Below are 16,795 nucleotides of genomic sequence, written 5' to 3'. Positions count from 1 at the left end.
GTGAGAGTTCTGCAACAACGCCGATGCCGATCAGCTTGGCTTTTCCACCTGTGGTGATCTGCCGTGGCACGAGACCAAGCCATGCGGCAAGATCGCGCCCTTTGGCAAAGCTGCTGCCGGTTCCAACCGCGGCCACAAGGGCGCTGGCAATCGTTGGGCCGACGCCAGGGATCTCCATCAAGCGCTGCATGTCGGCATCTGCCTTGGCCAGAGCCTTGATCTCGGTGTCGATCGCTGCGACCCGGTCGTTGATCGTGGCCAACTCCGCCATCATGTCCGACAACATCGTCAGGATACGGTGCGACAGATCAGCGGTGCCTGTCGCAACCAATCTCACCAGTTCTATCTGGACGACATGGCGACCTGTTCCGACCCGAATGCCGCGCTCCATCAGAAAGCCCCGGCCCTGATTGATAAGGCGTGTTCTTTCGGTCACCAGCCGCTCGCGGGCTCGATGCAGAGCCTGAAGATCAAGCTGCTCTTCCGATTTAATCGCGACGAATGACATTGTCGGGCGCGTCGCGGCCTCGGCGATCGCCTCCGCATCACGGTCATCATTTTTGTGAACCTTGACGTAGGGCCGGACATAAAGCGGCGACATCAGTCGAGGCTCATGTCCGTGTTGAAGGCAAAAACGACCAATGTGATGCGCGCCGCCGCAAGCCTCCATCGCAACAATGCAGGGGTCCATACCTTCCAAAAAGTCCAGCAACCGGTGACGTTGAAGACGCTTGCGGTACACGACCGCTCCTGCTGCGTCCAATCCCGCAAGGCTGCAAACGGTCTTGCCCAGATCAATGCCCAATACTTCGATACCCATCAGAATGCTCCTCTCTCTCCACCGATGCCCGCAACAATAGCTGCGGTTTGGCGGGAAGGCAGTTCATCCCATTAGCTCAGTTAGGCGCTCGCTGCTTTCGGCAGGCGCAGATCGAGATCGCGCAGCAGATGTGCATAGTCCGGCCCCGGGTGTTCGTTGGTCACGACGATGTCGCCTGGCCTTAACGAGGGCAGGCGCAGGGGAGAGTCCGCTTTGCGGTCTCGCCACTTGCTGTAGTCCACCGCCATGATGCGCCGTTCGGCGATGGTGGCCATCTCGCGGGCCATGTCGACCTCGTGCTGGTCGTGGACGAGAAAACCAAGCTCTGGATGAACGAGCGAGGCGGTCATGATCGCGTAATCCGCAGTGAATTGCGCCACCACGTCGAAAGCGGCACGGTCGAAGGCAGCGCAGTCATGGTTCCGCAACTGGGTTCCTGCCATGAACACGCGGTTTCCTTCGATCATGGCCAAAGTTGACGCGATATAGGCAGAGTTCGTGACCACCGTCAGGTTGCGATGCCGGGTCAGCGCCTGCGCGATGAAGCCCGAGGTCGAGCCCGCGTCGATCGCCAGAACCGCGCCCATCGGGATCATCCCGGCAACAAGCTTCGCGATGCCGGCCTTTTCCTGCCGGTTTTCGACCAATCGTGCGGCCAGTGGCGGATCATTTTGCGCGGCGGCTGCCATGATCGCGCCGTGCACCTTCTCGACCTGACCCTTTTCCACCATGGGCTTCACGATGCGGCGGATGGTCTGGTCCGTCACGTTCAATTGCTCGGCCAAGGCGGTGACGGAGATGGTGCCGTGCAGGGCCACGGTATCCAGGATCTCCTGTTCGTATTTCGACATATCAGCCACCAAATTTGTTGTTTTCTGTTACTATATCCTGACATCTCTCGGTTTCAATGGCCATATTCAGGCAAATATCAACAAAAAGCTTTACAAAATGTTGGAAAGAGTCATTTTTGGGTGGAGTTCATCGGGAGAATCAACACATGCCCACGCATTCTGCGAAGCATCTCATCATCGGCGGCGGCATCATCGGCTGTTCCGTCGCGTATCACTTGGCGCGCGCCGGCGAGAAGGACGTTGTCGTTCTGGAGAAGGCGTCGATTACCGAAGGTGCCACCTGGCATGCGGCGGGGCTGGTCGGGCAGCTGCGCTCCAGCCGGAACACGACCCGCATGCTGAAAAAATCCGTCGAACTCTATGATCGGCTGGAAGCAGAGACCGGCATGGCCTTCGACTGGAAGAAGGTCGGGAGCCTGCGGCTTGCAGCGACGAAGGACAGGCTTCTGGAGGCTAAGCGCCTCGCCACGATGGCGCAAAGCTTCGATCTGGAAATGAACATCATCACCCCGGAGGAAGCGAAAGAGCTGTTCCCTTATATCGACACCAAGGGGTTGGAAGGGGCGGCCTTCATCCCGTCTGACGGTCATGTTGATCCGGCGAGCCTTTGTCAGGCTATCGCGGCGGGCGCGCGCAAGCACGGGGCGCAGATCCGGCAGGGTGTGAAGGTGCTGGATTTCAAGGTGGTCGACGGCCGGATCGCAGAAGTGGAAACCGATGAAGGCACCTGGGAGGCCGAGACTGTCACCATCGCCGCTGGCATGTGGAGTCGCGAGGTCGGCGCCAAGTTGGGCCTGACGGTGCCGGCCTGTGCGGTTGAACACCAGTATATCGTGACCGAACCGCTTCCCGACACCGACACCGACACCGACAGCGTCAAGGATCTGCCCACGCTGCGCGACCCCGAGCGGCTGGTCTATTACAAGCCGGATGCGGGTGGGCGTCTTGTGATCGGCGGCTACGAGGAAGGCACGCTGCCTTTCGGCGATGACGGCATTCCCGGCGAGTTCGTGCGTCAGCTTCTGCCCGACAACCTCGACCGGTTCGGCCCGTTGGCAGAATTGGCTGCCAAGGTCACCCCGGTGATCAATGACGTCGGCATCCGCTCGGTCATCAACGGCCCGATCCCCTATTCGGCAGACGGCGATTTCGTCCTCGGCTGGCAGCCCGGCTTCGACAACCTTATGATGGCGACCGGATTCCTGTACGGGATCGCCGCCGGTGGCGGGGCCGGCGAGATGATCGCCGAGTGGATTTTGGAGGGTCGCCCGAGCCTTGATCTCTGGCCGCTCGACGTGCGTCGGTTCTCGCCCCACCACGGAACCAAGCGGTTCATGTATCCGCGCGCGGTCGAGCACTACGAATATCACTACAAGCAACGCTATCCGGGGCAGGAATACCAGACCGCCCGCAACCTGCGCTTGTCACCGCTGCATGACCGGCTGGAAAAGGCCGGTGCGATCTTCGGGTCCAAGAACGGTTGGGAACGGCCGCTCTGGTTCGCGCCGGACGGCGTGCCACAGGAGGACCAACTGGCCTTCATCAATCCCGGCTACAATAAATACGTGGCCGAGGAACATCGTGCGGTGCGTGAGGGCGTGGCGCTGATCGACCAGACCTCTTTCTCCAAGTTCGAACTTGTGGGGCCGGGCGCGCTGGACCTTTTGCAGAAACTCGCCGCGTGCAACATCGACAAGCCCGTGGGGGCGGTCATCTACGCGCAGTTCTGCAATGAGACGGGCGGGATCGAGGCCGATATCACAATCACCCGCACCGGTCAGGACAGCTTCTACCTCGTGACCGGTTCGGGCTTTGGCGTACATGACGAGGATTGGATTCGTCGCCACATGCCCACGGACGGGACGGTTCACTTGATCGAACTGACGTCAGCGCGGGCGGTGATCAACATTGTCGGTCCCAAGGCCCGCGCCGTGCTGCAGGCTGTGTCGGAAAACGATCTGTCGAACGACGCCTTTCCTTTCGCCACGGCACAAGAGATCATCGTCGGTATGGCCAAGGTCCGCGCCGCCCGGATCGGCTATGTCGGCGAACTGGGGTGGGAGTTGCATGTACCGACAGAGTTTGCCGCCCATGTCTATGACACCCTCTGGCAGGCCGGGCAGGCCCATGGCATTCGCAATATCGGCTACCGCGCGATCGAGAGCCTGCGGATGGAGAAGGGCTATCTCTACTGGTCCGGCGATATCACCCCAGACTACACACCGATCGAGGCAGGGCTTGGCTTCCGCGTTCACCTCAAATCCAAGGGTGATTTCCTGGGACGCGATGTGCTCGAAAAGCAGAAGGCCGAGGGCCCGTCGCAGGTATTGTGCACCTTCGTGACCGATCAGAACCTGCCGGTGTCCGGCGGTGAGCCGATCCTGCTGAATGGCAAGACGGTATCACTGGCCACCTCGGCGGCCTGGGGGCATACTGTCGAAAAGACGATCCTGATGGGGTATCTGCCTGCCGACATGGCCAGCGAAACGGCGTTCGACTGCGTCGTCTTCGGAGATACACACGCAATCACTCGGGTCGCCGGGCCGCTCTACGACCCCGAGAACCATCGCTTGAAAGCGTAACGTCACGGCGGGCAGGCCAACAGGGATTGGCTTGCCCGCTATTCCTTTTAGAAATCAGAACAAGACCGCCAGACAGGGAGGCCGCTCATGACAACAGATCATCGCGCAGAGATTCTGGATGCGCTTTCGAAAACGCCCGGCTTCGCCGACATCCCCGAAGAGGCCCTGACCATTACCCGGATGGGCGGGCTGACCAACCTCGTCTTCCGGGTCGACGCGCCGCAAGCGGCGCCGGTGGTCGTGCGCCTCGCCGGGGTGGGGACGGAAGAATATATCGACCGGGTTGCTGAACTGACCAATGCCGAAGCTGCCGCGCGGGCCGGGGTGTCCGCCGCGATTCACTACGCCGAACCCGAAACCGGCCTGCTGGTCATGGATTGCATTGAAAACGTGACCACGATGACGCCCGAGAATTTCGCCGCAATCAAGGGCAGCCCCGGCCGCGCGGGTGCTGCGTTGCGGCTGTTGCACCAGTCGGGCGAAGAATTTGCCGGGCGGTTCGAGCTGTTCCAGATGATCGAGGACTATCTCGACGTGCTCTCCAAGAAGGCGAACTCGACCTTGCCCGACGGGTATCATGACGTGGTCGCAGCCGCCGCGCCGGTACGTGAAGCATTGGAGGCGCATCCAGTGGACCTCGCGCCCTGTCATTGCGATCCGCTTTGCGAGAACTTCCTCGATGACGGTCAGAAGATGTGGATTGTCGACTATGAATACGGCGGCATGAACGACCCGCTCTGGGATCTGGGCGACGTGTCGGTTGAAGGGCATTTCACCGAAGCGATGGAGGCCGAGATGCTGCACGCGTATTTCGGTCGCACGCCGACCGCCGCCGAGAAAGGTCGCGTGGTCATCTACAAAGCCATGTGCGATCTGCTTTGGACGCTCTGGGGCCTGATCCAGCATGCTGATGGCAATCCTGCCGAGGATTTCTGGCTATATGCGGTGACCCGGTTCGACCGCTGCAAGGCGCTGATGAACGCGCCCGAGTTCGACAGTCATGTGGCGAATGTGAAGGCAGGGTGATCCCGCCCAGTCGAACGGGAAAGGCGCCCCGCAGGGCGCCTTTTTTCATGCGTTGAGGAAGGCGAGTAGCTCTGCGTGAAGGTCAGGCGTAGCGGCCGAGACCACCCGGCCGTCGGACTCGAAATTCAGCGGTTGGCCCTGCCAATCGGTCATGATCCCGCCCGCGGCTTCAACCACGCCGGCCACGGGCAGGTAGTCATAGGGCTTAAGGTCGTAATCGACCACGGCGTCAATCCGGCCCTCGGCCACCAGAGCGTGCGGGTGGCAATCATACCCCATCCGCCGCAGCTTGCCCGCCGTGCAAAGCCGGCCGAACAATGCCGGATCGTCGCCATGAATCTTCTCGGCCTCGTTGATGAACAGGGTCGCGTCCGTTAGCGCAGTACAGCGCGACACCCGGATCGGTTTGCCGTCCTTCGTCGCGCCAAGGCCCCTTGCCCCGGCATAGACCTGATCCAGCGCGGGCAGGCGGATGATGCCAAGCAGCGTTTCGCCGTCCTCGACCAGGGCCATCAGCATCCCGAAAAGCGGCACGCCGGTAATGAAGCTCTTGGTGCCGTCAATGGGGTCCACGACCCACACACGGGGGCGATCCAGCCCTTCGATGCCGTATTCCTCGCCGAAAATCCCATCTTCCGGGAATTCCGCCACCAGAGCCTCGCGGATCGCTTTTTCCGTTGCGCGATCCGAGGCAGTCACTGGACTTTCATCGGATTTGAGGTCGATCTCGGACACGGCGTTGAACCCGGAGCGGGAGATGTCGGCCGCGTCCCCGGTGATGCGAAGGGCCGTAGCCAGAAGGGCGGGAAGGTCAGTCATGTCAATTGTCCGGTCTGCGGGAGGGAGGTGGCCAGCGCAATCTCGATTTCCAGCTCGGCGAGCTTGGCCGAGATGTCGGCAGGCGGTTGGTTGTCCGTAATCAGAAGGTCCAGCAGCTCCGGGTTTGCCAGCGCAATCGGCGCGCGGCGCCCGAACTTGGAGCTGTCGGCGGCGACGATGCGCGTGGCGGCCCGGTCCATGATGGCGCGCGAATATTTGGCCTCTTCCAGATCGAAGATCGAGAAGGTGTTCAGCGCGTCGATGGCGGCAATGGACAGGATGGCGAAATCGGCCTGGAACCGGCTGATGAAGTCGAGCGCGTCGACACCGAAGATGCCTCCGTCATGTGGACGCAGTTCACCTCCAGGCATGAACACGCGATTGCCATTGCGCGCGGCCAACGCGTGGGCCACGGCGACCGAGTTGGTGACGACGAACAGGTCGGAATGCCCCTGTAGCGCTTGCGCGATGTAGGCTGTGGTCGAGCCAATATCGAGGAACAGGGACGCGCCGCTCGGGATCTTTGCCGCGACATGGGCGGCGATCCGGCGCTTGGCGTCGGGTTCCTCCGCCATCCGGACGGAGAAGCTCAGTTCCGTCTTTGCCTCCACCAGTTGCACTGAACCGTGGAACTTTTGAACCAGCCCCTCTGTGGTCAGGCGCTTAATGTTCCGGCGCACGGTCTCCTCGGTCACGCCGATCGCTTCGGCCAGGGCGTTGATGCGGCAACTGCCGCCCGACAGGCGCAGAAGGTCGAGAATCTCCTGTGCTCGGGCCGGTGTGCCGCTGCTGGGTCGTGTTGATAGGGCCATAAACTCGCCTGAACGTAGCGGAAATGATGCATTTATAGACGTAACTTCCACAAAAATGAATTCAAAGCCAAGAAAAAAGTGGGAAAGGCAAACAAAAGCGTTGATTTTGTGTTGGAGTTGGTTGAGTTTTTGATGGCAAGTTCACGAAACAACCAGATTCGAGAAAAAACCAACGGGGAGAGTCGATATGACCTGCAAGAAACTCGTCGCCGCCAGCTTGCTGGCTATGACCGTGGCCGCTCCTGCCATGGCTGAAGTTGAAAGCCTGGAGCCGATCCGAATGACGCTGCACGACTGGACCGGGCAACTTCTGACCACTCACATCATGGGCGGCATCCTGGAAGAGGCCGGCTATAACGTCGAATATGTGCAGGCCGACTACATCGCTCAATTTGCGGGGCTCGAATCCGGCGATCTGCACGTGGCCATGGAAATCTGGGCCACCACCGGTCAGGAAGCCATGGACGCGGCCATCGCGACCGGCAATGTCGTCAGCTTCGGCCCCACCGGCATGCAGGCGATCGAAGACTGGTGGTATCCCTCCTATATGGAAGAGCAGTGCCCGGGATTGCCCGACTGGCAGGCGCTCAATGACTGCGCCCAACTCTTTTCAACAGCTGAAACCGCTCCCTTTGGTCGCTATCTCGGCGGTCCCGTGACTTGGGGCGGCTTCGACGAAGAGCGGATCGAAGCTCTGGGCCTCGACTTTGAAGTGGTGCACGCAGGGACGGACGCGGCCTTGTTCGCGGAACTTGAGTCCGCTTACCAGCGTCAGGCGCCTATCGTGTTGTGGATCTATACCCCGCATTGGGCGACCTCGCGCTATGACGGGAGTTTCGTCGAATTCCCTGCCTATGAACCCGCTTGCTACGAAGATCCTTCATGGGGTGTGAACCCTGACATGGCCTATGACTGCGGCAAGCCGCGCGGTGACATCACGGCCGTCGGTTGGGCCGGAGTGCCGGAGCAGTGGCCGGGGGCGGCTGCGGCGATCGAAGCTTTCACCATTTCGAATGACGACATGAGCGAGATGGTGGGTTTGGTCGACCTGAACGGTGAGGCCGTGGAAGATGTGGCCGCCCGGTGGATCGCCGACCACGAAGATACCTGGCGCGCCTGGATCCAGTAATCGCCTCTCCCTGTCGGCCCTTGGGGCAGACACCGGGGCCCGCCATGTGCGCGGGCCCCAACCGCCCGGGCTTTGTCCCGCGCCTGACCGTCAGTTCGTGATGAGACCCCAAAATGACCCAGACAAGACCTGCATTGCTCGAATGTAACGACCTGTGGAAGGTCTACGGCCACAATCCCGAGGGCTTCGTGAAAGCCTATGCCGGAAGCCCGTCGGCCGAAGATCTGCAAGCCCACCACATGGTGGGGGCCGTGCGCAAAGCCAACGTGAAAATTTACGAAGGCGAAATCTTCGTCATCATGGGCCTCTCCGGCTCCGGAAAATCCACCCTCGTGCGCTGCCTGTCGCGTCTGATTCAGCCCACGGCGGGCGAACTGATCTTCGATGGGCAGGACATCCTTTCCAAGTCCGACAAGCAGCTGATCGAGATCCGCCGCAAACGTATGGGCATGGTGTTCCAGCATTTCGCCCTGTTGCCGCACCTGACCGTACTGCAGAATGCCGCCTTCCCGCTCGAGGTGCAGGGCATGCCGCGCGCCAAACGCGAAGAGCGGGCGCGCGAAGTGATTGAACTGGTGGGTCTGAAAGGGCGCGAAAACTACTACCCGGCACAACTGTCGGGGGGGCAGCAGCAGCGCGTCGGTATTGCCCGATCGCTAGCGGTAGAGCCGGACCTCTGGTTTCTTGATGAGCCGTTCTCTGCGCTCGACCCCCTGATCCGGCGCGAGATGCAGGACGAGTTCCTGCGTCTGCAAGGGATGCTCAAGAAGACCATCGTCTTCATCACCCACGATTTCGACGAGGCGATCCGTCTGGCCGACCGCATCGCGGTGATGCGTGACGGCGAGATCGTGCAGGTCGCTCGTCCCGAGGAACTGGTGCTGAACCCGGCAGACGACTACGTGTCCGAATTCACCCGCTATATCCCGCGTGCCAAGGTTCTGACCCTGCGCTCGATCATGCGACCCGGTGCTGTCGACGGCACCGCGGCGGGCACGCTTTCGGTCACTGACAGGGTGGAGTCGATCGCCGACGAAGTGGAACGCTCCGACACGGATTTCAACATCGCCGATGAAGACGGGCGCACGGTTGGACACATTGGCCGGCGCGAGATCATCGACGTCCTGATCGGTCGGGGGGTGAACGCGTGAGTGTCCTCGACCAAGACCTCAAGACCCCGATCCGCCTGCGGTCGTTGACCTGGTTGCGTGCGCCATGGCTGTTCTGGGGCGGCTTGCTGATCCTCACCTGGGCGGTGTCGCATTACGCCTTCGACATTTACCGCGCGCTGGATGCCCGCTGGATCATTCGCTTTCCCGCCACGTGGCAGCCCGACTTCGAGAGCCGGATCACCGCATTCATGGACTGGCTGCTGCATGATGCGCAGCTGTTCGGAATTCTGTTCCGTGACGTGACCCGTGCCATCTCGGCCGTGATCGAGGCACCCTATGATCTGGTCGTCGATGTTCTGGTCACCGGGTTGCAGCAAGGTATCGGACAGCAGGCCGTGCAGATCCTGCCGCCCCTGAGTTGGGTCGCCGTGATCTTCACAGTGACCGCCGTAGGCCACTACACGAAGAGCTGGTCGATGGCAGTGTTGATGGGGCTCTGCTTCACCTATCTTGCTGTGTTCGGTCAGTGGGAAAGCGCCATGCTGACCCTGGCCTCGGTCCTGATCGCGGTGCCGATTGCTGCTGGGGGCGGGTTGCTCCTGGGGGTCTTGGCGTTCCGTGTGCGCTGGGTCGACCGTGCCATGCGCCCGATCCTCGACCTGATGCAGACGGTGCCTGTCTTCGCCTATCTGGTGCCGATCCTTTTCATGTTCGGCTTCGGCCCGGTCTCGGCCCTCGTGGCAACGATCATCTATGCCATGCCGCCAATGATCCGCGTGACCATCGTGGCGCTGCGCGGTGTGCCGGAGGAACTGGCCGAGCTTGGCCGCATGGTCGGCTGCACCCGCCGACAGCAGATGTGGAAGGTGCTGGTGCCCTCGGCCAAGCCGATGCTGATGGTGGGCGTAAACCAGGTGATCATGCTGACGCTCAACATGGTCATCATCGCCTCGATGATCGGGGCAGGGGGGCTTGGCTATGATGTTCTGACCGCGCTGCGCCGCCTCGATATCGGCGGTGGGGTCGAGGCCGGGCTGGCCATCGTCGTTCTTGCCATTGCGCTTGACCGGTTGAGCCAGGCCTATGCCGGGCGGACCGTCACCCAGAAGGCCGCGCAATCCCAAGGCGGGTTCGCGATGCGCCATCGCTGGTCGCTGTCGATTATCGCGGTGATCCTTGTCACTGGCCTGATCGGAGCCGCCGCGTCCTGGCTGCAGACCTATCCCGACGCGCTGGTCATCAATACCGGGCAAATCTGGGAAAATGCCATTGGGTACATCAACGTGAACTACTTTGACACGCTGGATGCGGCCAAGACCTTCCTGCTGACATGGTTCCTGTTGCCGGTGCGCCAATTTTTCGTCGGCATCCCGTGGCCGTGGGGCCTTATGGCAATGACGCTGATCGGCCTCCGGGTCGGCGGCTGGAAGCTGTCCTTGCTTGTCTTCGTGCTAACCGGACTGATCGTGCTCTCTGGCTTGTGGGACAAGGCGATGATGACCGTCTATCTCTGCGGGGCCTCCGTTGTGATCGCCTCGGCCATCGGCATCCCGCTTGGGCTTCTGGCGGCGAGCAACCCGGTGTCCAACCGCATCGTCGGAGCGTTCATTGATACGCTTCAGACCCTGCCGAGTTTTGTCTACCTGATCCCCGTGGTGATGCTGTTCCGCGTCGGCGATTTCTCGGCCATGATTGCCATCGTGGCTTACGCGCTGGCCCCTGCGGTCCGCTATGCCGCGCACGGCATCCGGTCCATCGACCCGCAGATCATCGAAGCGGGGATCGTGTCAGGCTGCACGCGGGGGCAATTGATGCGGCGCATCAAGCTGCCGATGATCCTTCCCGAATTGCTGCTCGGCCTGAACCAGACGATCATGCTAGCGCTCTCGATGCTGGTCATCACCGCCCTTGTCGGCACCCGCGACCTGGGCCAGGAGGTCTACATCGCCCTGACCCGCGCCAATACCGGGCAAGGGATCGTCGCAGGCCTGTCCGTCGCCTTCATCGCCATCATCGCCGACCGGTTGCTGGAAGCTGCCGCCAAGCGGATGCGCAAGCAGATGGGGATGGCATGAGCATGGAACAGCAAGCCATCGAGCGGGCGCTGTCGCTGCCCATCTGGACCGGTCCCGGCAAGGCCGAGGCACTTGGCGGCGGGATAACCAATATCAACGTCAAGCTGACCGACCAAGGCCGCGACTACGTGGTGCGTGTCGGGGGCGACATCCCGTTGCATCAGGTCATGCGCTTCAACGAGCTGGCCTGCCATCGGGCGGCCGAGGCGGCGGGGCTATCGCCCAAGATCGTGCACACCGAGCCGGGCATCCTGGCGATGGAGTTCGTGCAGGGCCGGAGCCTTACGGCAGAGGATGTCCGCGCGCCCGGCATGGTCGAGCGGATCGTGCCCCTGCTGAAGCGCCTTCATGGCGAGGGGCAACGGCACCTCCGTGGCCCGGTCCTGATGTTCTGGGTGTTCCACATCCTGCGCGACTATGCGGCAACGCTGCGCCAGGGTGGCTCGGCCCATGGGCCAGACCTGCCCGACCTGCTGGCCACCGCCGACCGGCTTGAGGCCGCCATCGGCCCGGTCGACGTGGTGCTTGGACATAACGATCTCTTGCCCGCCAACCTCCTGGATGCGGGTGATCGGATGTGGCTGATCGACTGGGACTACGGCGGGCTGAACTCGCCGCTCTTCGATCTCGCGGGCCTCGCCTCTAACGCCGAGATGACCGAAGCGCAGGAGCATCAGCTGCTGGAGCTCTACTACGGTCAGCCCTCCGACGACGCCCTGTGGCGGCGATACCTGGCGATGAAATGCGCCTCGCTGCTGCGCGAAACCATGTGGAGCATGGTTTCCGAAATCCACTCGCAGATCGCGTTCGACTACGCGGCCTACACCGCCGAGAACCGGGCCCGTTTCGACGCCGCCCTGAAAGACTTTGAAAACTCGTGAGGACACAATGAGCGACTTTCCGACCAGCGCCAAGGCCGTGATCATCGGCGGCGGCATCGTTGGCTGTTCCACCGCCTACCACCTGGCCAAGATGGGCTGGACCGAAGTTGTGCTGCTTGAGCGCAAGAAACTGACCTCGGGGACGACCTTCCATGCCGCGGGCCTCGTCGGCCAATTGCGCTCGAACGCGAACATCACCCAGCTTCTGGGCGAGTCCGTAAAGCTCTACCGCACACTGGAAGAGGAAACCGGCCTTGGCACAGGCTGGAAGATGAACGGCGGCCTGCGCCTCGCCTGCAACGAGGAACGCTGGACCGAGGTGAAGCGACAGGCAACGACCGCGCGGTCGTTCGGGCTCGACATGCAACTGCTGACGCCCTCCGAGGCCAAGGAACTCTGGCCGCTGATGACCACCGACGACGTGGTGGGCGCTGCCTACCTGCCAACCGATGGTCAGGCGAACCCGTCCGACATCACGCAGGCGCTCGCCAAGGGCGCGCGCATGTCGGGGGCGAAAATCTACGAGGACACCAAGGTTCTGGAAATCGACGTGCAGGATGGCGTCATCAAGGGCGTCAAAACCGAGAAAGGCTACATTGCCTGCGAAAAGGTCATCCTGTGCGGCGGCCAGTGGACCCGGACCTTTGCCAAGACCGTTGGCGTGAACGTGCCGCTGGTCCCGGTCGAGCACCAGTACATGGTGACCGAACGTATCGATGGCGTGACCTCTGACCTGCCGACACTGCGCGATCCCGATCGTCTGACCTATTACAAGGAAGAGGTTGGCGGACTCGTGATGGGCGGATACGAGCCGAACCCGATCCCATGGGCGATGGACGGAATTCCCAAGGGTTTCCATTACACGCTGCTGAGCTCGAACTTCGAGCATTTTGAGCAACTGATGGAACTATCTCTCGGCCGCGTGCCTGCGCTGGAAACCGCTGGTATCAAGGAACTGGTGAACGGTCCGGAAAGCTTCACACCGGACGGGAACTTCATTCTCGGCGAAGCGCCCGAGTTGAAGAACTTTTTTGTCGGCGCGGGCTTCAACGCTTATGGTATCGCCGCTGGTGGCGGCGCAGGCATGGCGCTGGCCGAATGGGTCGCCAACGGCGAACCGCCGTTCGACCTCTGGCCTGTCGATATCCGCCGCTTTGGCCGTCCGCACTTCGACACCGACTGGGTGCGCACTCGCACGCTGGAGGCCTATGGCAAGCACTACACCATGGCCTGGCCGTCAGAGGAGCATTCCTCGGGCCGCCCCTGCCGCAAGTCGCCGCTCTATGACACGCTCAAGGCCAATGGGGCCTGTTTCGGTGAGAAACTCGGCTGGGAGCGTCCCAACTGGTTTGCGGATCTGGCGAAGGGAGAGCAGGCGAAAGATGTCTACACCTTCGGCAAGCCCAACTGGTTCGACGCCGTGGGCCGCGAACACAAGGCCGCGCGCGAGACAGCGGTGCTGATCGACCAGACCTCGTTCGCGAAGTTCATCCTGAAAGGCCCGGACGCGGAAGAGGCGCTGAGCTGGATTGCCGCCAATGACGTTGCCAAGCCGGTCGGGTCGCTCATCTACACCCAGATGCTGAATGACCGTGGCGGGATCGAATGCGACCTGACCTGTGTGCGCACAGGGCCGGACGAATATTACATCGTGACCGGCACCGGCTATGCCACCCATGATTTCGACTGGATTGCCAAGAACATCCCAGAGGGGCTGAACGCGCAACTCGTCGATGTGACGTCGGCCTATGCCGTGTTGTCGCTGATGGGGCCGCGGGCACGGGATATCCTGGAACAGGTGACGCGGGATGACGTGTCGAACGAGGGCTTCAAGTTCGGCACCTCCAAGACGATTGGTATCGCGGGCTGCCCGGTGAACGCGCTACGCGTGACCTATGTGGGCGAGCTTGGCTGGGAACTTCACCTGCCGGTCGAATACGCGACCACCGTTTATGCCGCGCTGAAAGAGGCCGGGGCCGCCCATGGCATGATCGACGCGGGCTATCGTGCGATCGAAAGTTTGCGCCTGGAGAAAGGCTATCGCGCGTGGTCGGGCGAAATCAGCCCCGACTACACGCCGATGGAATCCGGCTTGGGATGGGCCTGCAAACTCCGCAAGAACATCCCCTTCAAGGGGCGCGAGGCGGTGCAGGTGCAGAAGGACGAGGGCGTCAAGAAAATGCTCGCCACCTTTACCACCGACGATCCGGAGACCGTGGTCTGCAGCCGTTCCACCATCTTCCGCAATGGCGAGCGGGTTGGCTACCTGTCGTCCGCGGGCTTCGGCTACACCCTGAACCAGTGGATCGGCTACGGCTATGTCCGGTCCGATGCCGGGGTCGATGCCGACTATGTCCTGTCCGGCGACTACGAGTTGGAAGTGGCGACCGAGAGACTGCCCTGCAAGGTGCATCTTAAGCCGCTCTTCGACCCGAAGATGGAGCGCGTGAAGTGCTGAACTGACCGGCTCATTTGAGCCTTCGGCCTCGGCGTCCTGCCTTGCCCCTTCCGGGCAGGGTGCCGGATGGCTGACCTGTATCCTGAAACCCGGAAAGGAGATGCTGGCATGATCTCGCCAACTCCCCCCGTTTTCCCGCCAGCGATCACGCAGGGCGCGGCCTCGGCAGATCCGGCCATCGTTCTGGTCTGCGAACATGCCAGCAATGCCTTACCCGATGCCTTCGGAACACTCGGGCTGTCCGAGACGGAGCGGCAGGCCCACGTGGCGTGGGATCCTGGTGCGCTCGGTGTGGCGCAGGCGCTGCAACGCTTGCTGCGTGGTGACTTGGTCGCGGGCACCGTGTCGCGTCTGCTCTACGACTGCAATCGTCCGCCAGAGGCCGAGAGCGCCTATCCAGATCGCTCGGAGGTCTTCGACATTCCCGGGAACCGGGACCTGTCGGCAGAGGCCAAGGCGGCCCGTGTTGCCGCAATCTATCAGCCGTTCGGCAATGCGGTGGACCGCGTGATGAAAGTACGGGGGCAGGGGGTTCTGGTCACTGTCCACAGCTTCACGCCCGTCTATCACGGCCAGCCCCGATCTTTCGAAATCGGCGTCCTCCATGACGACGACAGTCGACTCGCCGACCTGATGCTGCAGGACTGGCCCGCCGACGCGCCGCTGCGGGCCGAACGCAACGTACCCTACGGCCCTGAGGATGGCGTCACCCATACCTTGCGCAAACACGGGATCGCCAAGGGTTGGCCCAACGTGATGCTGGAAATCCGCAATGACCTGATTGCCACCCAAGCCCAACAACAGGCCGTCGCCCGCCTGATCGCGGATCGGCTGCGCGCGGCCCTTCTCCAACTGAAAGTGAACTCCGATGACTGAGAGCAAGCATGACGCGTTGATCCGGCAGGTCGAAGAGGGCGAGGTCGATACCGTTCTGGTGTGCCTCGTCGACATGCAGGGCCGCCTGATGGGAAAACGCTTCCACGCCCGGAATTTCCTTGATCATGCGATCAGGGAAACCCATTGCTGCAACTACCTGCTCGCCACCGATCTGGAGATGGCGACGCCCGATGGCTACCGTGCCACGTCGTGGGAACATGGCTATGGCGACTACGTCATGCGGCCCGACCTGAGCACGCTGCGGCCCGTGCCGTGGCTCGACAAGACCGTTCTGGTCCTGTGCGACCTGCTCGATCACCATCACCATGCGCCGGTGCCCCATTCGCCCCGCCAGATCCTCAAGGCGCAGGTCGACCGGCTAGCGACCTTGGGCTTTGACGCGATGATGGCAACCGAGCTGGAATTCTTCCTGTTCGAGGGGACGCCGGACGACATCCGCAAGGCGGGCTTCCGCGACCTCAAGCCGATCGGCGGCTACAATCAGGACTACGGCATCCTGCAAACCACCCGCGAAGAGTTCGTAATGCAGCCCCTGCGTAATAATCTTTTCGCGGCGGGGATCGAGGTGGAATGCACCAAGGGCGAGGCCGAGGCGGGGCAGGAAGAACTCAACCTTCGTTATGGCCCGGCGATGCTGTGTGCCGACCAGCACACCATTGCCAAGCACGCGACCAAGGAGATCGCGGCGCAGCAGGGTGTGACGGCCACTTTCCTGCCGAAATGGCAGCACGACAAAGTGGGATCGGCCAGCCATGTGCACTGTTCGCTGTTCAAGGACGGGCAGAACGCGTTTTACGACGCTGACCGCCCACACGCGAAGTCGGAGTTGATGGATCACTTCGTGGCGGGGCTGATCAAGTATGCGCCGGACTACACGGCTTTCCTTGCCCCCTACGTGAACAGCTACAAGCGCTTCCGCAAAGGCACCTTCGCCCCGACCAAGACCGTGTGGTCCGTCGATAACCGTACCGCCGGGTTCCGCATGTGCGGCGAGGGCACCAAAGGTGTGCGGATCGAGTGCCGCATCGGTGGCTCTGACATGAACCCCTACTTGGCGCAGGCTGCGCTGTTGGCCGCCGGGATTGCCGGGATCGAAGAGGGGCTAACGCTGCAACCGCCCGCGCGCGGCGATGCCTATGGCGATGCCGGGGCGGGGGAAATTCCCACCAGTCTGCGCGATGCGACCGAGACCCTGCGCGGCTCGGCCATGCTGCGCGCGGCGATGGGGGATGACGTTGTCGACCACTACACCCGTGCCGCTGAGGTCGAGCAGGAAGCCTTTGACGCGGTGGTGACGGACTGGGAAATCGCCCGTGGATTTGAAAGGTGCTGA

General features: G+C 62.0%; 13 protein-coding genes. 9 read left to right on the top strand and 4 right to left on the bottom strand.

Annotation, left to right across the window (positions count from 1 at the left end):
- On the bottom strand, positions 1 to 820 hold an 820-nt coding region (locus tag EP237_RS12305; protein WP_127561193.1), incomplete at its 3' end, for an IS110 family RNA-guided transposase.
- 80 nt (positions 821 to 900) lie between these two features.
- A complete protein-coding gene (locus EP237_RS12300) occupies positions 901 to 1,671 on the bottom strand; it encodes a DeoR/GlpR family DNA-binding transcription regulator (RefSeq protein WP_127561192.1) in 771 nt (256 codons plus the stop codon).
- A gap of 146 nt (positions 1,672 to 1,817) precedes the next feature.
- Here EP237_RS12300 and EP237_RS12295 point away from each other — a divergent pair, with 146 nt between their 5' ends.
- Together EP237_RS12295 and EP237_RS12290 are read left to right on the top strand one after the other, a co-directional pair.
- Complete coding sequence (locus EP237_RS12295; RefSeq protein WP_127561191.1) at positions 1,818 to 4,253, top strand: GcvT family protein; 2,436 nt, start codon at positions 1,818 to 1,820, stop codon at positions 4,251 to 4,253.
- 87 nt (positions 4,254 to 4,340) lie between these two features.
- Entirely contained in the window at positions 4,341 to 5,279 is a 939-nt protein-coding gene (locus tag EP237_RS12290; protein ID WP_127561190.1) for a phosphotransferase family protein, read from the top strand.
- A 45-nt stretch (positions 5,280 to 5,324) separates the two neighbouring features.
- On the opposite strand, the gene EP237_RS12285 is transcribed toward EP237_RS12290, so the two are convergent.
- Together EP237_RS12285 and EP237_RS12280 are read right to left on the bottom strand one after the other, a co-directional pair.
- A complete protein-coding gene (locus tag EP237_RS12285; protein ID WP_127561189.1) occupies positions 5,325 to 6,098 on the bottom strand; it encodes an inositol monophosphatase family protein in 774 nt (257 codons plus the stop codon).
- Positions 6,095 to 6,910, bottom strand: coding sequence for a DeoR/GlpR family DNA-binding transcription regulator (locus tag EP237_RS12280; RefSeq protein WP_127561188.1), 816 nt, complete (start codon positions 6,908 to 6,910; stop codon positions 6,095 to 6,097). Before EP237_RS12280 ends, EP237_RS12285 begins: the two co-directional genes overlap by 4 nt.
- 187 nt (positions 6,911 to 7,097) lie before the next feature.
- Here EP237_RS12280 and EP237_RS12275 point away from each other — a divergent pair, with 187 nt between their 5' ends.
- The 7 genes from EP237_RS12275 (at position 7,098) to EP237_RS12245 (ending at position 16,795) form a co-directional block, all read left to right on the top strand.
- Positions 7,098 to 8,039: an ABC transporter substrate-binding protein gene (locus EP237_RS12275; protein ID WP_127561187.1), complete on the top strand. Its 942-nt coding sequence runs from the start codon at positions 7,098 to 7,100 to the stop codon at positions 8,037 to 8,039.
- Positions 8,040 to 8,152: 113 nt separating this feature from the next.
- Positions 8,153 to 9,190 carry a quaternary amine ABC transporter ATP-binding protein gene (locus tag EP237_RS12270; RefSeq protein WP_127561186.1) on the top strand — a complete coding sequence of 346 codons (1,038 nt, stop codon included), beginning with the start codon at positions 8,153 to 8,155 and terminating at the stop codon, positions 9,188 to 9,190.
- The gene (locus EP237_RS12265) at positions 9,187 to 11,226 is read left to right on the top strand and encodes an ABC transporter permease (protein WP_240661616.1); all 2,040 of its coding nucleotides are present in this window, start codon (positions 9,187 to 9,189) and stop codon (positions 11,224 to 11,226) included. Before EP237_RS12270 ends, EP237_RS12265 begins: the two co-directional genes overlap by 4 nt.
- Entirely contained in the window at positions 11,223 to 12,107 is an 885-nt protein-coding gene (locus tag EP237_RS12260) for a phosphotransferase (RefSeq protein WP_206052292.1), read from the top strand. Before EP237_RS12265 ends, EP237_RS12260 begins: the two co-directional genes overlap by 4 nt.
- A gap of 7 nt (positions 12,108 to 12,114) precedes the next feature.
- Positions 12,115 to 14,565: a GcvT family protein gene (locus tag EP237_RS12255; RefSeq protein ID WP_127561184.1), complete on the top strand. Its 2,451-nt coding sequence runs from the start codon at positions 12,115 to 12,117 to the stop codon at positions 14,563 to 14,565.
- Positions 14,566 to 14,673: 108 nt separating this feature from the next.
- Positions 14,674 to 15,441 (top strand): N-formylglutamate amidohydrolase, encoded by a 768-nt coding sequence (locus EP237_RS12250; protein WP_127561183.1) that lies wholly within the window; start codon positions 14,674 to 14,676, stop codon positions 15,439 to 15,441.
- The gene (locus tag EP237_RS12245) at positions 15,434 to 16,795 is read left to right on the top strand and encodes a glutamine synthetase family protein (protein ID WP_127561182.1); all 1,362 of its coding nucleotides are present in this window, start codon (positions 15,434 to 15,436) and stop codon (positions 16,793 to 16,795) included. The genes EP237_RS12250 and EP237_RS12245 overlap by 8 nt, the downstream gene beginning before the upstream one ends.

The sequence above is a fragment of the Nioella ostreopsis genome (assembly GCF_004000255.1).
Classification (GTDB): domain Bacteria; phylum Pseudomonadota; class Alphaproteobacteria; order Rhodobacterales; family Rhodobacteraceae; genus Nioella; species Nioella ostreopsis.
The sequence above is the reverse complement of the archived record's forward strand: the minus strand, read 5'-3'. Positions and strand labels throughout refer to the sequence as shown.

What these genes read in the sequence shown, in the direction of transcription:
- EP237_RS12245 (WP_127561182.1), top strand. Translation starts at nt 15,434, where the DNA reads ATGACTGAGAGCAAGCATGACGCGTTGATCCGGCAGGTCGAAGAGGGC.
- EP237_RS12280 (WP_127561188.1), bottom strand. Translation starts at nt 6,910, where the DNA reads ATGGCCCTATCAACACGACCCAGCAGCGGCACACCGGCCCGAGCACAG.
- EP237_RS12275 (WP_127561187.1), top strand. Translation starts at nt 7,098, where the DNA reads ATGACCTGCAAGAAACTCGTCGCCGCCAGCTTGCTGGCTATGACCGTG.
- EP237_RS12260 (WP_206052292.1), top strand. Translation starts at nt 11,223, where the DNA reads ATGAGCATGGAACAGCAAGCCATCGAGCGGGCGCTGTCGCTGCCCATC.
- EP237_RS12295 (WP_127561191.1), top strand. Translation starts at nt 1,818, where the DNA reads ATGCCCACGCATTCTGCGAAGCATCTCATCATCGGCGGCGGCATCATC.
- EP237_RS12250 (WP_127561183.1), top strand. Translation starts at nt 14,674, where the DNA reads ATGATCTCGCCAACTCCCCCCGTTTTCCCGCCAGCGATCACGCAGGGC.
- EP237_RS12255 (WP_127561184.1), top strand. Translation starts at nt 12,115, where the DNA reads ATGAGCGACTTTCCGACCAGCGCCAAGGCCGTGATCATCGGCGGCGGC.
- EP237_RS12290 (WP_127561190.1), top strand. Translation starts at nt 4,341, where the DNA reads ATGACAACAGATCATCGCGCAGAGATTCTGGATGCGCTTTCGAAAACG.
- EP237_RS12300 (WP_127561192.1), bottom strand. Translation starts at nt 1,671, where the DNA reads ATGTCGAAATACGAACAGGAGATCCTGGATACCGTGGCCCTGCACGGC.
- EP237_RS12270 (WP_127561186.1), top strand. Translation starts at nt 8,153, where the DNA reads ATGACCCAGACAAGACCTGCATTGCTCGAATGTAACGACCTGTGGAAG.
- EP237_RS12285 (WP_127561189.1), bottom strand. Translation starts at nt 6,098, where the DNA reads ATGACTGACCTTCCCGCCCTTCTGGCTACGGCCCTTCGCATCACCGGG.